The sequence below is a fragment of the Rhizobium sp. NZLR10 genome (genome assembly GCF_019685125.1).
In the GTDB taxonomy this organism is placed as follows: Bacteria; Pseudomonadota; Alphaproteobacteria; order Rhizobiales; family Rhizobiaceae; genus Rhizobium.
In genome coordinates this window covers 462,131-481,791 of the sequence record NZ_JABDWE010000001.1, presented here as the reverse complement: position 1 = coordinate 481,791, position 19,661 = coordinate 462,131, and the positions used below count along the sequence as shown (strand labels likewise).

The 19,661-nt window shown below is 60.3% G+C and carries 17 protein-coding genes; 10 read left to right on the top strand and 7 right to left on the bottom strand.

Features of this window, described 5'->3' with window-relative positions; translation table 11 throughout:
* Nucleotides 1–4: 4 nt before the first annotated feature.
* From HJB82_RS02230 to HJB82_RS02220, 3 genes are read left to right on the top strand one after another with little or no spacing between them, the layout of a single operon-like run.
* Nucleotides 5–1,726 carry an ABC transporter ATP-binding protein gene (locus tag HJB82_RS02230; protein WP_221115056.1) on the top strand — a complete coding sequence of 574 codons (1,722 nt, stop codon included), beginning with the start codon at nt 5–7 and terminating at the stop codon, nt 1,724–1,726.
* Entirely contained in the window at nt 1,723–2,934 is a 1,212-nt protein-coding gene (locus HJB82_RS02225; RefSeq protein WP_221139500.1) for a mandelate racemase/muconate lactonizing enzyme family protein, read from the top strand. The genes HJB82_RS02230 and HJB82_RS02225 overlap by 4 nt, the downstream gene beginning before the upstream one ends.
* Nucleotides 2,935–2,946: 12 nt before the next feature.
* Complete coding sequence (locus HJB82_RS02220; RefSeq protein WP_207585201.1) at nt 2,947–4,134, top strand: mandelate racemase/muconate lactonizing enzyme family protein; 1,188 nt, start codon at nt 2,947–2,949, stop codon at nt 4,132–4,134.
* A gap of 65 nt (nt 4,135–4,199) precedes the next feature.
* On the opposite strand, the gene HJB82_RS02215 is transcribed toward HJB82_RS02220, so the two are convergent.
* The 7 genes from HJB82_RS02215 to HJB82_RS02185 form a co-directional block, all read right to left on the bottom strand.
* Nucleotides 4,200–4,772, bottom strand: coding sequence for an NADPH-dependent FMN reductase (locus HJB82_RS02215; RefSeq protein WP_221139499.1), 573 nt, complete (start codon nt 4,770–4,772; stop codon nt 4,200–4,202).
* A gap of 82 nt (nt 4,773–4,854) precedes the next feature.
* A complete protein-coding gene (locus tag HJB82_RS02210) occupies nt 4,855–5,520 on the bottom strand; it encodes a nitroreductase (protein ID WP_221115053.1) in 666 nt (221 codons plus the stop codon).
* Between the two features lie 191 nt (nt 5,521–5,711).
* The gene (locus HJB82_RS02205) at nt 5,712–6,071 is read right to left on the bottom strand and encodes a helix-turn-helix transcriptional regulator (protein ID WP_221115171.1); all 360 of its coding nucleotides are present in this window, start codon (nt 6,069–6,071) and stop codon (nt 5,712–5,714) included.
* A gap of 209 nt (nt 6,072–6,280) precedes the next feature.
* On the bottom strand, nt 6,281–6,973 hold the full coding sequence (locus tag HJB82_RS02200) for a response regulator transcription factor (protein WP_221132579.1): 693 nt from the start codon (nt 6,971–6,973) through the stop codon (nt 6,281–6,283).
* Nucleotide 6,974: 1 nt separating this feature from the next.
* Complete coding sequence (locus HJB82_RS02195) at nt 6,975–7,352, bottom strand: response regulator transcription factor (protein ID WP_221115051.1); 378 nt, start codon at nt 7,350–7,352, stop codon at nt 6,975–6,977.
* A gap of 2 nt (nt 7,353–7,354) precedes the next feature.
* Nucleotides 7,355–7,996, bottom strand: coding sequence for a response regulator transcription factor (locus tag HJB82_RS02190; protein WP_207584772.1), 642 nt, complete (start codon nt 7,994–7,996; stop codon nt 7,355–7,357).
* Complete coding sequence (locus HJB82_RS02185) at nt 7,993–11,628, bottom strand: PAS domain-containing protein (protein WP_221139498.1); 3,636 nt, start codon at nt 11,626–11,628, stop codon at nt 7,993–7,995. The genes HJB82_RS02190 and HJB82_RS02185 overlap by 4 nt, the downstream gene beginning before the upstream one ends.
* Before the next feature lie 340 nt (nt 11,629–11,968).
* On the opposite strand from HJB82_RS02185, the gene HJB82_RS02180 reads away from it, so the two are divergent.
* From HJB82_RS02180 to HJB82_RS02150, 7 genes are all read left to right on the top strand, one after another.
* Complete coding sequence (locus HJB82_RS02180) at nt 11,969–12,721, top strand: SDR family oxidoreductase (protein WP_221139497.1); 753 nt, start codon at nt 11,969–11,971, stop codon at nt 12,719–12,721.
* A 261-nt stretch (nt 12,722–12,982) separates the two neighbouring features.
* Nucleotides 12,983–13,753, top strand: a complete 771-nt coding sequence (locus tag HJB82_RS02175) for an alpha/beta fold hydrolase (protein WP_221139496.1) — start codon at nt 12,983–12,985, stop codon at nt 13,751–13,753.
* Between the two features lie 570 nt (nt 13,754–14,323).
* Nucleotides 14,324–15,517 (top strand): plasmid partitioning protein RepA, encoded by a 1,194-nt coding sequence (gene repA, locus HJB82_RS02170; RefSeq protein ID WP_221115039.1) that lies wholly within the window; start codon nt 14,324–14,326, stop codon nt 15,515–15,517.
* Between the two features lie 3 nt (nt 15,518–15,520).
* Nucleotides 15,521–16,522: a plasmid partitioning protein RepB gene (gene repB / locus HJB82_RS02165; protein WP_207584776.1), complete on the top strand. Its 1,002-nt coding sequence runs from the start codon at nt 15,521–15,523 to the stop codon at nt 16,520–16,522.
* A 154-nt stretch (nt 16,523–16,676) separates the two neighbouring features.
* Complete coding sequence (repC, locus tag HJB82_RS02160; protein WP_207584777.1) at nt 16,677–17,981, top strand: plasmid replication protein RepC; 1,305 nt, start codon at nt 16,677–16,679, stop codon at nt 17,979–17,981.
* Nucleotides 17,982–18,086: 105 nt separating this feature from the next.
* The gene (locus HJB82_RS02155) at nt 18,087–18,971 is read left to right on the top strand and encodes a dihydrodipicolinate synthase family protein (RefSeq protein WP_221139495.1); all 885 of its coding nucleotides are present in this window, start codon (nt 18,087–18,089) and stop codon (nt 18,969–18,971) included.
* A gap of 7 nt (nt 18,972–18,978) precedes the next feature.
* Nucleotides 18,979–19,656, top strand: a complete 678-nt coding sequence (locus HJB82_RS02150) for a GntR family transcriptional regulator (RefSeq protein WP_204330037.1) — start codon at nt 18,979–18,981, stop codon at nt 19,654–19,656.
* Nucleotides 19,657–19,661 lie beyond the last annotated feature (5 nt).

The window sequence follows — 19,661 nt, the reverse complement described above, 5'->3', positions numbered from 1 at the left end:
CGGCATGACCGATATCGTTCCCATCGCCGGCAGGCCGCTGCTCCAAGTGAAAAACCTGACCGTCGAATTTCCACTGCGGACCGGCATCTTTCGCGCCGTCAGCGACCTGTCTTTCTCGATCGAACCGGGCAAGACGCTTTGTGTCGTCGGCGAAAGCGGATCCGGCAAGTCGGTGACAGCGCGTTCGATCCTGCAGATCGTCGACGCGCCTGGCCGCATATCCGGCGGATCGATCATCTTGAACGATCAAAACGGCGGCTCGACCGATCTGACCAGCCTCAATCCGCGCGGGCGTCAGATCCGGGCGATCCGTGGCCGCGACATCGCCATGATCTTCCAGGAGCCGATGTCGTCGCTGTCGCCGATCCACACGGTCGGCAACCAGATCGTCGAGGCGCTTCGTCTCCACACCAGGATGAGCAAGGCAGAGGCGCGCACTGAGGCCATATCGCTGCTCAAGCAGGTCGAGATTCCCTCGCCGGAAAAGGCGTTGGATCGGTATGCCTTTCAATATTCCGGCGGGATGCGCCAGCGCGCGATGATTGCTATGGCACTCGCCTGTAAACCTCAGCTCCTAATCGCCGACGAGCCGACCACGGCTCTCGACGTGACGACGCAGGCCGAGATTCTCGACCTGATCGCCCGCCTGCAAAAGGCCAATGGAATGGCCGTTCTGTTCATCACGCATGACATGGGTGTCGTGGCCCAGATCGCCGACGATGTGCTGGTGATGCATAACGGCGTCGCCAAGGAATATGCGCCGGTCGAGCAGATCTTTCATGCGCCGCAAGACGACTATACCCGCATGCTGATCGGCTCGGTGCTGAAGCTGGAGCAGAAGGCGGAAATCCGCCTGGCGCGCGCGCCGCTCGACAGAACCCAAGCGCCGATCCTCGAACTGCGCAACGTCTCGATGGATTTCGGAGAGGTGAAGGCGCTGGACGATGTTTCCATTTCGCTGCTGCCGGGCGAGACCCTCGGCATCGTTGGCGAGAGTGGCTCCGGCAAGACGACGATGGGCCGCTCGATCATGCGGCTGCTCGATCCGACTGCCGGCGAAATCCTGTATCGCCGCGCCGATGGCGACATCATCGATCTGGCGACGGCAAAAGGTCCCACACTGGCCGCCGCGCGCCGCGAATTGCGTATGGTGTTTCAGGATCCTTTCGGCTCCCTCAATCCACGCATGACCGTCTCCCAGATCATCGGCGAGCCGCTGCTCGTCAACGGCGTCGCCAAGGGGCGGGCGCTGGAAGAGCGGGTTTGCCATCTGATGGAGCAAGTTGGCCTCGATCCGAGAGCACGCGAACGCTACCCGCACGCATTCTCCGGTGGTCAGCGCCAGCGCATTGGCATTGCCCGGGCCATCACGCTCAATCCGCGCGTCATCGTCGCGGATGAGGCAACCTCGGCGCTCGATGTCTCCGTGCGCTCGCAGGTGCTCGATCTCCTGATGCGCCTGCAGGACGAACTCGGCCTCGCCTATATCTTCATCAGCCATGATATCGGCGTCATCCGCTACATGTGCGACCGTGTCGGCGTCATGTACAAAGGCCAACTCGTCGAAATCGGCGAGGCGGAGAAGGTCTGCCGTACACCCGAGCACGCCTACACGCAGGCGCTGATATCAGCGATCCCCCGTCCAGATCCGCGTGACCGCGATCATTCCAGGCGTTTCCGCTACGTCGCGCCCGACAACCTCAGGAATGGAAGTTCTCAGAGATGAAGATCACCGGGATCCGCACTTTTCTGATGCATGTCGGCCAGCCAGACCCCTCGAACTGGGCTTCCGATCAGCGTTCCGGTGGCGGCGCCTCCAAGCAATTCGGCGGCACCAGAAACTGGCTCTTTTTGAAGGTCGATACCGACGAGGGTATCACCGGCATCGGTGAATGCTCGGGCTGGCCGCGTGTCGTCGAGACCGCGATCCATGATCTTGCACCCCTCCTCATCGGCGAAGATCCGGCCCATATCGAACGGCTGTGGCAGAAGATGCATATCGCCATGATGGGCCATGGTATGCTCGGAACCGTCGGAGGCGGTGCGATGACTGGCATCGACATGGCCCTATGGGACATCAAGGGCAAGGCGCTTGGCGTGCCGGTCTGGATGATGCTCGGCGGCAAGGTGCGCGACCGGATACCGATCTATTCGCATGCGAATACGCCCGAGCGCGCACTTGCGCTCAAGGAACGCGGGATAAAGGCGATCAAGTGCGGCGGGGTCGCCGATCCCATTCGCAAGGTCGCCGCGCTCCGCGATGCCGTCGGCGACGACATGGACATTGCCATCGACCTGCATGGGCCGCCGTGGCTGACGCCTGCGGATGCCTGCCGCCTGGTGCGGGCGCTCGAGCCCTATGAATTGATGTGGGTGGAAGATCCAATCGCGCCGGAGAATATCGACGGCTACCGGCGTATCCGCGATGCAGCTTATGTGCCGCTTGCGGCCGGCGAGCGCTCGGCGACCATCTTCGGCGAGCGCGAGCTTATCGAGAAGGAACTGGTCGACGTGATCCAGCCGGACACCGGCCGGGCAGGCGGCATCACCCAGATGAAGAAGATCGCCGCCATGGCCGAAGCCCATCATATTCAGATGGCGCCGCATTCCGGCTCGCTCGGGCCGGTGGCGGAATATGCGGCCTTGCATCTGCTTGCGGCAATCCCGAACGCTCTCATTCTCGAGCGCCTCGACGATGACTGGGACGGCCGCCGCCGGACGATCGTGCCGCATCCGCAACAGGTCGACGGTTTGATCGCCGTTCCCGATGGCCCAGGACTTGGCTGTGATATCGACGAAGCCTTCGTGGCGCGTTTCCCCAGTGCCGGCAACGTCTCGGTGCCGGCAGCTGCCGGCGTCTATAATCCCGGAACCGACAACGAGCACGTCTACGTGCAGACGCGCGTGGCGCGTCGCAATTATTTCAATCGCTAGAAGGACAGAATGATGAAGATCGACCGCATGCGGGTTTTCATGACCCGCGACAAGGACCGTCCGCGCGTGATCGTCGCGCTCGATACCGATGACGGGCTTACGGGCTGGGGTGAATGCTACAATCACGGGCCGGACAAGGCGCTTCCGCCGCTGCTCGATTATCTCTGCGGATTTTTGTCCGGCCAGGATCCGACTCGCGTCGAGTATCTGGTCAATCTGCTGGTCCAGCAGAGCCGGTTCCCGCCGGGCGCGCTTGGCCTTGCCGCGATCTCCGCGCTCGATCATTGCCTGTGGGACCTTGCGGCCAAGGCGGCGAATCTCCCGGTCTATAAGCTGCTCGGCGGCGAGGTGCGCGACCGCATCAAGGTCTATGCCGGGGTCTATACCGCTCCCGATGCGCCGGCGGCCCGCGACGAATTCGATCGCCTGAAGGAGGGATGGGGGTTCACCGCCTTCAAGCTCAGCCCCTGGCGGATCGACATGCACTCCAATCGCTGGGGCAATGTCGTGAAGGCCTCGGCGGATTATTTCCGCTCGCTTCGCGAAACGGTCAACGACGAATACGAGATCGCCTTCGACGCGCATGCGAAGATTTTCGAGCCGGTCGCCGCTCGCCAGCTTGGCAATGCATTGGCCCCCTACGACCCGCTATTTTTCGAGGAGCCGCTACGGCCAGAAAACATCGAGGCCTGGGGCGATCTGAAGCAGGGCCTTAACTGCACGTTGGCGACCGGCGAGTCGCTCTACAACAGGAACGAGTTCCTGCGGCTGCTGCAGGTCAAGGGCGCCGATCTGATCCAGCCGGATATTTGCGTCGTCGGCGGCATCAGCGAAATGCGCCGCATTGCCACGCTCGCCGAAGCCTTCTTTGTCGGCGTCGCGCCGCACAACCCGATGGGCCCCTTGGCAACGGCGGTCAACGTGCATTTTTCAGCTGCGGCGCAGAATTTTCGTATCCTCGAATACCGGCTGCCGAAGGGCCAGGCCTACGTCTATGGCGGCAACGATATCGAGAAGCGGGAAGGCGAAACCCGTTACGTCGTCGATCCCTATCTACCGAAGGACGGCTATCTCGAACTGCGCCCGGATCGGCCCGGCTGGGGCGTCGAGATGGACGAGAAGGCGATGGAGGAGGAAGGCTATATCCACTGGCAGCGGCGCGTGCCGAAGCGGCCGGACGGTTCTTACGCCTTCGCTTAGAGACGTCTCGAAAATCGGGAACTGGCTGCTGCCGCATGGGGCGGCCAGTTCCTTTTATGTGCCCACTAGGCGTCTTTCGGCAGCACCGAGCGAACCCTTGCGATGAAGACATGGAAGTCCCGCATGAAAGTGCGAAGGAAATCGGCGGTGGTGTCGTTCGTGACCTCGCCGTCATCGGTGATCAGCCCCGGTGTGAACTGGATGTAGGCTTCCGGGGCATTCATCTGGGGAGAGTTGCAGAAACTAAGCACGCTGCGCAAATTCTGCTGGGCGACGGCTGTGCCTATCGCGCCCGGAGACGTGCCGATAACCGCGGACGGCTTGCGTGTGAACGAGTTGGTGCCATAGGGGCGGCTTGCCCAGTCGATTGCGTTTTTCAGCCCGCCAGGTATGGATCGATTGTATTCGGGCGTGATGAACAGCACGGCGTCGACGGTCGCGATTGCCGCCTTGAATGCCTTGCCGGCCGGGGGATAGTCGGCGTCATAGTCGTAGCTGTAGAGCGGCAGGTCCTTGAAGGATATCTCCGACATTTCAAGTTCCGGCGGGGCGAACCGCACCAACGCCTTGGCAAGCTTGCGATTGATCGAGCCCTTGGCGAGGCTGCCGATGAGATAGCCTACTTTATGCGTGGTCATGGCGTTCTCCAATATCACGCATGACAAGGACGTCTTGCGCAAGAATCATAAAAGGGCTCCCTTGTCCTTCGAGCGCACGTCACTAATCACCGACGAAAGTGACCGTCTCGGCGAGCGGGGCGCGGCCCGTATGGGCAGAACTTGCCGCTGGGTCCTCGTAGCCGATCGACATGCCGCAGAAGAGGATGAGCCCGTCCGGGGGTGACAGGACCTCCGCGACCGTCTCGCGAACCTGTGACCACGCCATCTGCGGGCAACTGTGCAGTCCTTCGGCGCGCAGCAGCAGCATGACGGTCTGCAGATACATGCCGACGTCGGCCCATTGGGGTAGGCCCAGGTCACGGTCGATGTAGCAGAACAGGGCGGCGGGCGCGCCAAAGCAGTTCCAGTTGGCGATTGCTGCCCGCTGGCGCGCCTCCCAGTCCTCGCGCGCAATGCCGAGCGCGCTGTAGCGCTCCTTGCCGAAGGCGGATCGGCGCTCCCCGTACGGGGACTTCATCGCGGGCGGATACATCTCGTACTGCCGCGTATCCCAGGCGTCGCCGTGGGCCACGCGCTCGACGGCGGATGTCTTGAGCTCGGCCAGCGTCGCGCCGGTCATCACATAGGTATTCCACGGCTGGATGTTCGATCCTGACGGCGACCAAGCCGCGGCGGACAGCACGCGCTCAAGTATCTCCCTGGCCACAGGTTTGTCTTTGAATCCGCGCACCGACCGTCGGCTAGTGACTGCCTCATATACGTCCATCATCGCCTCCTGCTGACCGTTCCGTTCCTGATGTGGTTGATTATCTCCATTCGCAATTGAGACGTAATCACACCGTGGTCTAGGAGGCGTACATCAAACGTCCATCAGAAACCGATGCATCCGACCTGACGCCTGCAAGATCATCCTCAGCAGAATCGGAGACCAATTACGAGCGGCAAGAGCGGGGCTCGTCATTTCGTCAGGTGCCCGGCTCGGGCGCTGTCTACCGGGGAGCGATGGCACGATCCGAAGATGTCGGCGAGCGTATCGAGCATCGTCCTGGCCGTGCCGGATTGAAGTGAATAAAAGATCGTCTGGGCAGACCTTCGCGTCTGCACGAGTCCTTGTTCTCGAAGAATTGCCAGATGCTGGGAAGTCGAAGATTGGCTCAGTCCCACTTCATCAGCCAGGACGGTCACGGACACTTCTCCCTCGGTCAACAGATGCAGAATGTGAAGCCGTTTGGCGTTCCCCATGGCCGACAAGAAGTTTGCTTCGATGTCGAAGGCGTTGGCTTCAGGGGAGGGCGAGGCTGGTGATCGATTGTACAGGCGTGATCTCCTTTATGAAATCTAAGCCGGGCATGAGGTCATATCCCTGAGCTTTAATTTAGAGATAACGCATGGGTGCCAAGGCGAAACCCATTGCTGGCGCCGCGCCGTCTTTTTCGACGCGAATCGGATACGGCGCGCATCAAATGGACAGGCAGCTGATGTGCGAGGTCGGGTCTCGTCGTTTTGGAAAGGGCCTGGCAAAAAAATTAACGCGAGCCTGTCTGCCGCATTTGCGCGGGCAGCGTCTCCCAGGCCCGGATCAGTTCGCCAATCGAGGCGGCCTCCATCTTGTGCATGACGTTGCTGCGATGCAGCTTGACCGTCACTTCGCTGATGCCGAGATCGAAGGCGATCTGCTTGTTGAGGCGTCCGTGCGCCACTTCGTGCAGAACTTCGCGCTCGCGCTGCGTCAGCGTCTCCAGGCGTTTGACATTGCGTTTGGCGATTGCGGCTTCGGCCCGTCGCTCGGCATCCATCGCAATGGCCGCGGTGATGGCGTCGAGCAGCGTCTGGTCGCGCACCGGCTTGGTGAGAAAATCCACAGCACCCGCCTTCATTGCCTGAACGGTCATCGGGATGTCTCCGTGGCCGGTCAGAAAAATGATCGGCTTGGAAATGCCGTTTTCGGCCAGATGGCTCTGCAGGTGAAGGCCGCTTGCTCCAGGCATGCGCACATCGAGGATCAGGCAGCCGGGGTTTTCCATTATATCGGCATCAAGCAATTCTCGGGTCGAGGCAAAACTAATCGACTGAAAACCCGCCGACAGGATCAACTCCGACAGCGCCTCGCGAACCGATGCGTCGTCATCGACGATAATGACGAGCGGCTCTAACTCTTCACATCTGCCCTGCAATGATAACGGCGCCGATCTCCGCTGCAACGGCTGGTCAACTCTCATGTTACCCTCCATCTCTCGATTGGTGTAAAGCGTTGGCGATGGCCGACAGCAGGGCCTGGGCATCAAAGGGCTTGCGGAAAAACCCGCCCGTGCCCTGAGCACGGCCCTGATCGGCTATCTCGTGGCGGCCCGTGATCAGGAATACCGGCAGCTCGGGGCGCGATTTTCTCACCAGGTCACGAAGTTCGAAGCCGTCGATACCGGGCATTCCGATATCGGTGATGAGCAGGTCGAGGTCCGACAGCCCGCTGACGAGCAGCGAGCCCGCCGACGGGAAGCCGCGGGCGACATAGCCTGCCGATTCCAGAAGGTCGCCCATCGATTCAAGCAGTCTTGGATCGTCATCGACAATTGCGACGACATGTCTTGTCTCGTTCATGTTCAATTCCCCCCCACTCGGCGCGAGTGGGTAATCGGTATTTCCAATTTCTCCGCGATCCGCACGAGATCGGCGAGCGACGCCGCCGCCATTTTCTGCATCACATTTCTTCTATGGATCTGCAGCGTAACTTCGCTGATCCCCAATTCGGCTGCTGCCTGCTTGTTGAGAAGACCGCTGACCACGAGCGGCAGCACCTCGCGCTCGCGCGGCGTCAGGTCGAGATAGTGTCGTTTGAGCATATCGAGTTCGGCACGTTCCGATCTCTTCACCCGATCCTGGGCGAGCGCCGCATGGATTGCTGCCATGAGATCCGCGTCACTGAACGGTTTGGTCAGGAAATCCACGGCGCCGCTTTTGATCGCACGCACGGACGAGGGGATGTCGCCATGTCCGGTAATGAAGACGATCGGCGGATGATCCCCGTCGGCGATCTGTCTCTGCAGGTCGAGGCCGTTGATGTCAGGCAGCTCGATATCGAGGATGAGGCAGGCGGCTACATCCGACTTGTCCGCTCTCACGTAATCGCCGGCGGATTCGAAGGCGATGGCGCGCATGCCGTGCGCGTCCATGAGCTCGCTGAGCGCCTCCCGGACACGTCCGTCGTCATCGACGATGAAGACGATATGGTCATCGACCGTCATGACGCCGCCTTCGTTTCTATCGGCAACGTGAAGATCAACGTCGCTCCGTGCGGATTGTTCTTCTCTGCCCACAATCGTCCGCCGTGCAGCTCGACGATCGAGCGGCAGATCGCCAGACCCATGCCCATGCCATTTTCCTTTGTCGTGAAGAACGGCTCGAACATCTTCTCGGGGAACGCGATACCCTGACCGCGATCACTGATTTCGGTCTGAATGGCATTCCCCATATGGCGCACGCGCATGCCGATCACCTTGTCGCCGGCGACAGTGTCCATCGCCTCGATGCCGTTGCGGACGAGATTGATTAGAACCTGCTGGATCTGGACCCGATCGATGGCGATAAGCGGAAGGTTTGCATCGACGTCCACGTTCAGCCTGACGCTCCGCCGTGCCGCTTCGTCGGCCATGAGATTGCGGGCTTCGTCGACGACGCCGGCGAGCGTGGTGTAGACCCTCCGGTCTGCGGATTGCTTGAACAGGGCGCGGATACGGCTGACGACATCCGCTGCCGAGTTGGCGTCGCGGATGATGCGCTCGACCGTCCTCTGTGCCCGCTCCATATTCGGCGGTTCCGCCATCAGCCAGCGCTGGCAGGCATGCGAGTTGGCGACGACGGCCGCGAGCGGCTGGTTCACCTCATGGGCGATGGAGGCCGAAAGCTCGGCAAGGCTCGCCACCTGGCTTGCCCGCGCAAGGCCCTCTCGCGCCTGACGCAGATCTTCTTCCGTGCGAACCTCACTGTCGATATCAAGGCAGATGACGTTCCACTGGACGATAACGCCTTCGGCATTGCGCATCGGTGCCGCACGCGTCTCTACCCAGCGATATTCCCCATCGTAGCGCCGCAGACGATGCCGGCGCGCATAGGGCTCGCCAGTGGACAATGAATGGGCATAGTTCTCTTTGACCCCCGCCACGTCGTCGGGATGTACGCCGGCGTCGAGCGTGCCGTCCAGCCGGGTTTTCCCCGTTCCATCAAGCTCTTCGAGCTTATATCCGAGGAAGTCTCGGAGCTGAGGATTGCGATAGACCGGCTCCCCATCGGGCGCTGCACAATCGATCATGGCGGGCAGTGTTTCGACGATCTGCCAGAGCGAACGTTCCCTCTCACGCAACTCCTCCTCGATGCGAAGTTGATCGTCGATGTCATGGGTCAGGCCGTACCATTGAATGATCCGTCCGCTTTCGTCCCTCAGTGGTTCGGCACTGCCTCTGACCCAGCGGTAGACGCCATCGGCGCGTCGCAGGCGATACTGTTTCGAGAAGCGCTCGCCGGTGGCGAAGGAATGCTTCAGCGCCTCGGCTAGGCTTTCCGCATCGTCGGGATGAATGGCGGCTTCGATGATGGCGGACAGGTTCATGCCGGGCTTGCCCGGGTTTGCAATATCGGGACCGAGAAAATTGATGAGCCGCTGGTTGAAGAAGGTCGGCTCCCCCTCCGCATTCAGACGCCAGAGAAGGCTCGGAACAATGTCGACGAGCTGTGACAGCTCTCGTTCTCGCTCTCGCAGGGCCTGTTGCGCACGCACCTCGTCATCGATGTCGATCGCAGCCGCATACCATTGCACGATCGCTCCATTCTGATCCCGCAACGGCTCAGCGCGACCTTCCATCCAGCGATATTCGCCGCCCGCCCAACGCCGGCGATACCGGATTGTGTAGGGCTCGCCGGTCGCAAGCGCGTGAGCAAGCACTTCCCTCATGCGCGGCCCATCTTCTGGATGCACGGTCGCCCCGATGATGGCCGCCGAGCGGCTGATGTCAGGCGTGTCCCAGGCCGCGACGTCGTCCACCCCAATGGATTGAAGTGTGCGTCTGCTGAAGAAGGTTGGCTTGCCGTCGGGCGCCATGCGGGCAATGTGCACCGGGACCATGTCCACGAGCTGCGAGAGCTCGCGCTCGCGATCACGCAACGCCTCCAGGGCGCGCACTTCCTCCTCGACATCGAGAGAAACGCCATACCACTGTACGACCGTTCCGTTGTCGTCGCGCCGGGGTTCCACCCGGCATTCCGCCCAGCGGTAGACGTCGTCTTTTTCGCGCCAGCGAAACCGCATGGCGGTACCGCCGCCGCTGTCAAAACAATTCCGCAGCGTGCGCTGGACGTCGGGCGCGTCTTCGGGATGAATCAGCTGCCGCAGCAGCTCTTCGATGCGCGGCGCGCCGAGAGCGTCGAAATTGGCGATGACGGCGCGGAAATGGTCCTGATAACGTTTGTTGAAATAGACCGACCCGCTCGCCGGCTCTACGCTCCAGACGCGAACCGGCACCGCGTCGATCATCTGCTGCAGCGCTCGCTCGCTCTGGCGCACCGCCTCTTCTGCACGGACCTGATCGTCGATGTCGTGGCAAAGGCCATACCATTGGACAATGCTGCCGGCCTGATCCCGCATCGGTTCGGCGCGGCTCGACATCCAGTGATAGACGCCGTCGGCGCGGCGCAGCCGATAGCGCATGGCGAAGTTTTCGCCGGTGGCAAGGCAATGGTTGAGCGCATCTTTGAAACTCGCTGCATCATCGGGATGAATGATTGCTGCGATGACCGCCTCCAATCGGCTCACGCCCGGCCTGTCCGAATCCGCGACATCCAAACCGAGGAAATCGATCATTCGTCTGTTGAAGAAGGTTGGTTCGCCGCGAGGTGACAGACGCCAGACGTGGCTCGGAACCATGTCGACAAGCTGCGAGAGCTCTTGTTCCCGGTCGCGCAACGTCTCAACGCTTTGGCGCAATGTGAGCACGGCCAGCTGATGTTGCCTGGATATGGCGGCGACGATCAGCGCCGAAAATGCGGAGATCGCCAGGAAAAGCTGCAGCATGATCTGCTTGTGTTTCTGGGACTCGGGATCGCCGACAGATTGGCCGGCGCCTGTTATCGTGAAGACGGCCGTGATCAGGGCGAGGAGCACGAGCGATATGGCGGCGCCCTTGAACTCGAAGCGGACCGCGGCCCAAAGAAGGGGGGGCATGATGATGTAGGCGAAGGGAAGGTAGCCGCTGAGAGACAGAGCGGCGACACCGAGAAAAATCAGTCCGAGAACGCAAGCCTCCAGCCATTGCGCGGCTGAGAGCCGGGTCTTGCCGCGCCAGTTGTGGACCACGGCGAGCGCCAGCGGCGCGACGATCAGGACGCCGGTTGCATCACCGATCCACCAAAGAGGCCAGGCCGTCACGAAGGATTGCGATTGGATGCCAAACCAGGCAAGCGTCGCACTTCCCACCGTCGCACTCACGACTGGCGCAATTCCGGCGCCCAGCACGACGAAGGCGAGAACTTCCTGCAAGGTTTCCAGCTGCGCCGGCCGCTTCAAGGCCTGATTGATCAGCCATGCCGCGACCACCGCTTCAAGAGCGTTGCCGACATAGATCAGGAAGGCCGCAGGCAGCGGACTGTAGAACCAGATGGCATTGCTGAACAGCTCTGCCAGGCATCCTCCCAATATCCACCATGGCCAGCTGCGCCTGGAGGCGAGGATGAGCGTAGCGATGAAAAGCCCGCCTGGGGGCCAGATGGAAATACCCGTTCCCGGCACGATCGCAAGCAGTTGGGCGAAGCCGCAGGCGAGCACATAGGCGACGTTAAAAAGCGTGAGATAGAGGAATCGGGGGCGGTGCGACCAGACGCTCATCATCAACCGCTCCTGCCGGACGGACAAAGCCGGGGGATCGTCAGCATGTAGTGCAGCACTCGTTTTTGATGTCGGGATCGGCGAGCTCATGATCGAACCGTAACCCCGTGGAACCACAGCCGCAACTCATGGAAATCCATGCATTGCGCGGAGAGGTAGCGTTGCGCCGGGGCTGGATCTTCGGCGCTAACCAGGAGCGGCACGACGTTTCCGTTCCTGGTGGGTCATCCTATACCTTGGATCTGCTCCGCTATACCTAAGACTAAGGCGCCAAGCCTCATGCATGGTGGAAGGGTTTTGACTTTCCGGTCATTGTCGGTCCAATCGATCCGAGGATGCTGACATGAAAATTACCGTGGTGGGAGCAAGCGGTCTCATCGGAACGCGGCTCAGCGATAGCCTGCGCCGGTCCGGCCACGAGGTCACGGCCGCATCGTTGTCGCTTGGCGTCGATACGGTTACCGGTAAAGGTCTCGACGCAGCTATAGCAGGAAACGACGTCATCGTGGATGCGACCAATGCCGCATCCTTCGGCGACAGCACGGCACTGGATTTCTTCAAGGCGTCGACGAAGAATTTGCTCGCGGCTGCGGCGGACGCCGGCGTCGGGCATTATCTCGCGCTCTCCGTCGTCGGCACGCCTCGGCTCGTGGAAAGCGACTATTTTCACGCGAAAATGGTGCAGGAAAACCTTATCCGAGCTTCCAATCGCCCCTATACGATCCTCCGCTCCACGCAGTTTTACGAGTTCATAAGCGGATTGATCGACATCGGTGCGCAAGGCGATGTCTTCCGACTGCCCCCAGCCTTGATCAGGCCGGTCGCAGCCGCGGACGTCGCCGCCTTTCTGGCCGAATTGACCGTCGCAACGCCTTTGGGCGGTATTGTCGAAATCGGCGGCCCAGAACAGTTCGGCATCGATGAACTCGCCCGGATCTATCTGGCCGCGAACGAAGACGAACGGCAGGTGATAACGGATCCGTCCACGTCTTATTTCGGTGTCGAATTGACCGACGACGCGCTGCTTCCAGACGCAGCCGCGCGGCTGGCGGCCGAGACGCTCTCCGCCTGGCTTTACCAATCGATGGCGGATTAGTTCTGCCGGCGATCTGTTTCACTTCGCCGGTGGCGGAATTCACGCCGAAATCCGTTGAGACCCCTGAACTTCGGAGCGACCTCGTGTATCGCCGCCATCGCTGCGCGATCGTCTTTGGACGTTTCTTACCGACCGAGCGAAGTTGACGTTAGCTCGTGAACACGGGACAATCTTCAAATCAAAGTGAACAAGGATGTTGAGGCTTGTCTTCATGAAGAATTGCGAATAATTAAATCGTACACGATATAAAGGAGCTTAATGATGTTGAAGATGTTTGTCGTCGCCGCCGCAATCACCGCCTTTGGCCTTTCCAATGCCCAAGCAGCCGAAAAACCGACGGTTGTACTTGTTCATGGCGCATTTGCCGATGCCGCCAGTTGGAATGGCGTGATCACACGTCTGGAAAAGGATGGATATCCGGTGGTGGCGGTCGCTAATCCGCTTCGAAGCGTCACGTCCGATGGCGATTATGTGCGCAAAGTGGTCGCCGGATTGAAGACGGATGTTGTTCTCGTCGGTCACTCCTACGGTGGCGTAGTCATCAACGAGGCAGCAGCACACAGCGCGAACGTTAAATCGCTGGTCTTCGTCGCGGCCTTCGCGCCCGATGTTGGAGAAACGGCGCTCGCGCTTTCAGGTAAGTTTCCAGGAAGCACGCTCGCACCCACCCTTGCCGAACCGGTGCTGTTGGATGGTGGAGTAAAGGATCTGTACATCAAGCAGGGCGAGTTTCACGATCAATTCGCCGCAGATGTATCTAAGGCGGAGGGCAAGCTGATGGCCGCAACGCAGCGTCCGATCACGGATAAGGCTCTTGGCGAGGCTTCAACTTCGGCGAGCTGGAAGAATATCCCTTCCTGGTTCGTTTACGGCGATGCGGATAAAAACATACCGCCGGCAGCGCTTGCATGGATGGCGGAAAGAGCGGGCTCCAAAGAGACGGTTGTGGTTAAAGGTGCGTCCCACGTCGTAATGGTTTCTCATCCCGATAAAGTAGCGAAGGTCATCGAAGACGCTGCGTCCAACAAATAAGCGGTACGGTCCCGCGGCCGGATCAACATTGGTCCGGTCGTGGTGTGACAAAAGCTTGATTGCAGAACGATAGCCATCGAACATGCCGCCTCCAGCGTTATTCGTTGCATTCTCCCCCGGTTCGTCGACCGCCCCGCGCAATGGTGAGCATAGTCTCGCCCATGGCGCGGGGCATTTGCCGACGATATTGCCTTATGTAGGCTTGGCCGCGGTCTGTGCGGAACGGATGATTTCCATCGGGCGACCGGCCAGGCGCCAGCGGACGCTACACGATTTCCGGCTATCGTCTCGACCCGACCGACGCGAGGTTTTCCGCCCGCTGGCTTCTCCGGGTCAAATTCGATGAATTCATGTGCATAACGACGGCATTGGCCTTGCTCTTCTGCAGCTCGGGTGGGCGCAAATTCCGCCGATTGGTCCGCCAAATCGCCAGCTTCCCGCGGCCGTTTCGCATGCCTCGACATGCCTTTTGGTTAAGCATTTGTAATTCAGTCACGAATCGCGGCATATAGTAACTGCGCAACTGGGGCGCTTTCGTTCAAAATTGCGCAGTTATTTGGGAAACAGATCATGCAGCCGAGTCTTGCTCTTCAGGACGATCAAGAGCATCTCCCTTCGCTTCTGGCAACAGATGCGAAGGAGTTGTCCTATCAACTTCAGCAGCATCAGGCAAAAATCTTCCCGCCGCTTTCCCAAAAGACCATCAGAACATTTTCGCCGGCGGAAGCTGCGTCCTTTATCGGCATCGGCGAAGGTTATCTCCGGCAGGTGGCTGCCGATGGCCATGGGCCCGATCCGCTGGCCAACGGACGGCGGCTCTATAGCGCAACGGATATGGATCGGATTCGCCGGGTTCTTGACGAGCGAAACGGAACGCCGAAATATGTGCCGGCCCGCAGGCCGGGAGAGAAGCTCCAGATCGTCTCCGTCATGAATTTCAAAGGCGGCTCGGGCAAGACTACGACCGCAGCCCATTTGGCGCAGTTCATGGCGCTCAGGGGTTACCGCGTGCTCGCCGTCGACCTCGACCCGCAGGCCTCGTTGTCGGCTCTTTTCGGCCATCAGCCGGAATTCGACGTCGGTGAGGGCGAAACCATATACGGCGCCATCCGCTATGAGGATCCGCGCCCAATCGCCGACATCGTGCGCGCCACCTATACGCCCAATCTGCATCTCATTCCAGGAAATCTCGAGCTGATGGAGTTCGAGCACGAGACGCCGAAGGCGATGTCGTCGGGTAAAGCGGAGACGATGTTCTTCGCCCGCATTGGCGAGGTCCTGACCGAGATCGAAAGTCTTTACGACGTCGTCGTCATCGACTGCCCGCCGCAGCTGGGGTTCTTGACGATGTCGGCGCTCTGCGCAGCGACCTCGGTGTTGATCACGGTCCATCCGCAGATGCTCGACGTCATGTCGATGTCGCAGTTTCTGACGATGACGAGCGAGCTGATGTCGGTCGTGGAGAAGGCCGGCGGGCGCACCAGCTATGACTGGATGCGCTATCTCGTGACGCGCTTCGAGCCGAACGACGGGCCGCAGAGCCAGATGACTGGCTTCATGCGGGCGATCTTCGGTAACCGAATGCTCCACAACGCCATGGTGAAGTCGACAGCAGTCGCCGACGCTGGCGTCACAAAGCAGACCCTTTACGAGGTCGAGCGGTCGCAGTTCACCCGCGGAACCTATGATCGGGCGCTGGAGTCCCTCAACTTGGTGAATAGCGAGATCGAGGCGCATCTTCGCTCCACCTGGGGAAGGAAATAGTCGATGGCGCGCAAGAACCTCATCGAAATCTCTGCTCCGAGCCCGGCTAGGGTGGAAATGGTCCTACCGCGCGACAATCGCCCGATCGCCGGGTTCGTGCCGCAGGAGCGCAGCGCGGCGCCAGTCGGCGGCATTACCAAGACGCTGGGCAATATTACGGAGAAAATGGAGCGGGCGAGTGAACTGGAACGGCAGCTTGCCGCCGGCCAGACCATCGTCGAGCTCGATCCCGCCCTGATCGACGCCTCCTTCGTCAGCGATCGATTGGCGATCGACGCGACCGAACTCGCGCAGCTTGTCGAGCAGATCCGCGAGCACGGTCAGCAGGTTCCGATCCTCGTCCGTCCGCATCCCGAAACCAAGGGACGGTATCAGGTTGCCTACGGCCATCGTCGTCTGGCCGCCACTCGAGTAATCGGCATCAGGGTGCGCGCTGTCATCCGCGAGCTCACGGACGGTCAACTGGTCGTCAGCCAGGGGCAGGAAAACAGCGCTCGAACCAATCTTTCCTACATCGAGCGCGCGCTCTTCGCATCGAGGCTCGAAGAACGGAGCTTCGGCCGCGATGTGATCATGGCGGCTCTCGCCGTCGATAAGGCGGCGCTGTCGAGAATGCTGATCGTCATACGGCAGGTTCCCCTTGATCTCGTCAATGCCATCGGCGCGGCGCCCGATATCGGTCGTCGGCGGTGGTTGGAGCTGGGCGAGCGGCTTGAAGGTGCCGACATCGAGAAAATCATCGCCGAGTTGTCCGCGGACGACGCTCGAAAAATCTCGAGCGACGAGCGGTTTCACCGGGCGCTCGTGCTGGCTACCAGACGGACGGCGTCGGCGAAACCGACGATTGCCCAAACCCAGCTTAGCGGCGTGCCGGTGATGATCAAAACGACAGCGTCCGGTGCGACCTTCGTCTTTGACGGCAAGACCGCACCCGGTTTCGATCAGTTCGTCCAGGAAAGGCTGAAGGGCCTGTTCCAGGAGTTCAACAAGGACAGAGGAGCGTAGCGCGCAAAAGAAAAAGGCCCCCAACGACGCCGTCGTGGAAGCCCTTCTCAGATCTTAAGCACATCGAGAATCGCATTTCCACGAATCACAGTCAAGCGTCTTAGGCACCAAATTGGTGGATGGTTTTCTTTTGCCTGAACGAAGGTGAAGGCAAATGGAGAGTGGATATGTGACGACGCCCTTTGGGCGGCGGCCGATGTCACTTGGCATGCTGGCAAGCCAGCAACTGGCCGAGACAATCGAACCGGGAATGAAACGCAGCAAGTGGAAGCTGTTTCGGGCAATCTGCGAGGCGCGGCCGTCGCTCGGCGTGACCGATCGGGCGCTGACGGTGCTCGACGCGCTTTTGACCTTTTACCCCGATGATGAAATCTCTGAGGAGAAGGGCCTGATCGTCTTCCCGTCGAATGCGCAGCTTTCGCTCCGCGCTCGCGGAATGACGCCGGCGACGCTGCGGCGGCATCTGGCGGTTCTGGTCGAGTCCGGCCTGATCCTGCGCAAGGACAGCCCGAATGGAAAGCGCTATGCCCGCCGGGACGGGGCAGGGGCCATCGGCGAAGCCTTCGGCTTCAGTATCGCGCCGCTGCTCGCACGCGCGGCCGAGATCGAAAGCCTGGCCGCCCAGACGGTCGCCGACCGGGAACTGCTGAGAGCGACCCGAGAGCGCCTGACGGTTTGCCGACGTGATATCTCCAAACTGATTTCGGTGGCGCTCGACGAAGCGATTCCGGGCGACTGGGAGACGATGACGCTGATGTTTCGCGCACTGGTCGCGAGAATTCCGCGCGTGGCGACAGTCGAAAGCCTGGCTTCGGTGCTCGATGAGATGGGCCTGCTGCGCGACGAAGCCGTCAACCTGCTGGAAAGACATGTTAAAAGAAAAAAAATAAACGCCAATGAGTCTCATATTGAGCGTCACAAACAGAATTCAAACCCCAACTCCAACTATGAACTTGAACCAAGCTTCGAAACGAAGCAGGGCGAAAGCGCTGTGGCCGATAATGAGCCGAACGCCGGACCGCCTGACGAGCGAAGACTGGAGCAGCCGAAGCTTTCCGGCAGGATGAGCAACGGAGCGGGAGGCGCGGCCGATCCGGTGGCCGCGCCTAGCCTGAAATCCTTCCCGCTCGGCCTCGTTCTGCAAGCCTGCCCTCAAATCCTTGACTATGGTCCCGGCGGAGCCATCGGCAACTGGCGAGATCTGATGTCGGCGGCGGTGATCGTGCGCTCGATGCTCGGCGTCAGTCCCTCGGCCTATGAGGAAGCCTGCTTAGGCATGGGGCCGGAAAATGCCGCGACGGTGATTGCCTGCATCCTGGAGAAGGGAGGGCATATCAATTCTCCGGGGGGTTATCTCAGGGATCTGACCCGGAGGACAGAGCGGGGCGAGTTTGCAATCGGCCCGATGCTGATGGCGCTCGTGCGGGCAAGCGGACCAACAGCAAGGCATGTTGGATAAGGGAACGGGCGCGGCGATCGCATAACGATTGAGGATGCAATCACCTCTTTACAACTAACATGTCACTCTGCTACGTCTAGCCTCAATCATCGGGAGGAAGCATATTTGACCCAGAAATTTGGGCTGTCAGTCGCTCTCGCCACGCCGTTCGGCAACAATGGCGATATCGCCATCGATGTTATGATCGAGCAGGCAAAGCGAAGCCTCGCTGCCGGATGCTCGAGCGTAACGCTGTTCGGAACGACGGGTGAAGGTTCGTCCATCGGAACGCAGGAACGTGAACGTGTTCTGGCTTCCATGATCGAGAGTGGGATAGAAGCGAGCAAAATCCTCGTCGGCGTGCTGGTCGACGCCGCCGAGGATGCGGCGTCGCAGGCAGGTCATGCGCTTTCCAAGGGGGTTCGCAACATTCTGCTTGCTCCCCCTTCCTATTTCAAGAACGTCAGTGACGACGGCCTGTTCCAGTGGTTTTCGGCTGTGTTCGCCACCCTCGGCGACAAGGCGCGAGACATTATCGTCTACAACATCCCCTCGGTCACCATGGTTCCGCTGACCGTATCGCTGATCGGCCGGCTGCGGGCAGCCTTTCCCGATGTCGTCATAGGCGTCAAGGACTCCTCCGGCGACTGGCCTTTTACGGAAACACTGTTGAAAGCGCATGGCGATCTCGTCATCCTGGTGGGGGACGAACGTCATTTGGCGAAGGGCGTGCGGCTTGGCGGCCAGGGTGCAATCTCGGGCATGGCGAATTTCGTACCGCGCGAAGTCAAGCTGATGGCGGAGGAAGGCAAGGATGATTCCCGCATCGAGGACTTCGTCGCCGAACTGCTGAAATTTCCGGTGACGGCTGCCGTAAAGGTCATGGTCGCGCAACTGACGTCGGATGATATATGGCTTGCTGTTCGTCCGCCGCTCGTTTCAATATCCGCGGAAGGGCAGGCGGAACTCGCTCTCGCTTTCGATGGTCTTTTCCGCTCGAAGGCGGCATAGGGCAAAGATGTTTCTGGGAGAGGCGATGGACGGCACAGACGAGCAGCCGACACTCCGGGAAAAGGCGTATGAGAGCTTCACGCGCCACCTTCTTGCGCGTGATGTGCGCCCCGGTCAGTTCGTTTCGCAGCGCCGCCTCGTCGAGTTGACAGGACTGACACTTGGCGCCATCCGAGAGCTCATTCCGAGGCTGGAAGCCGAAGGGCTGATCAAGACTGTGCCTCAGCGCGGCTTACAGATCGCCCATATCGACCTTAATCTCATTCGCGAGGCGTTCCAGCTGCGCGTTTTCCTGGAGAAGGAAGCTGTTGCGCTTTTCACCCGCTCTGCATCTGACGAGACGGTCGCCAGACTTTTGAAGCAGCATCGCGATATCGCCGATGCCATTCGCGGCGGCGATGGATCGCACGAATTGGAACTGCACGCGCAGGCCGTCGATTGGGGCATGCACGACGCTTTTATCGATGCCTTGGGAAATACCATCATTTCGAACGCCTACCGGGTAAACTCGATCAAGATGCGCCTGATCAGTCAGGATCGTTTTCGCATCGACGGTCACGTCGGACCTGTCATGGGTGAGCACCTGAAGGTGCTCGAGGCGATCGAACGACGATCGGCGGAGGACGCCGTCAACAGCCTTGTCGCACATATCAATCATGCAAGAGATCGTGCGCTCAGGATATAATCGGA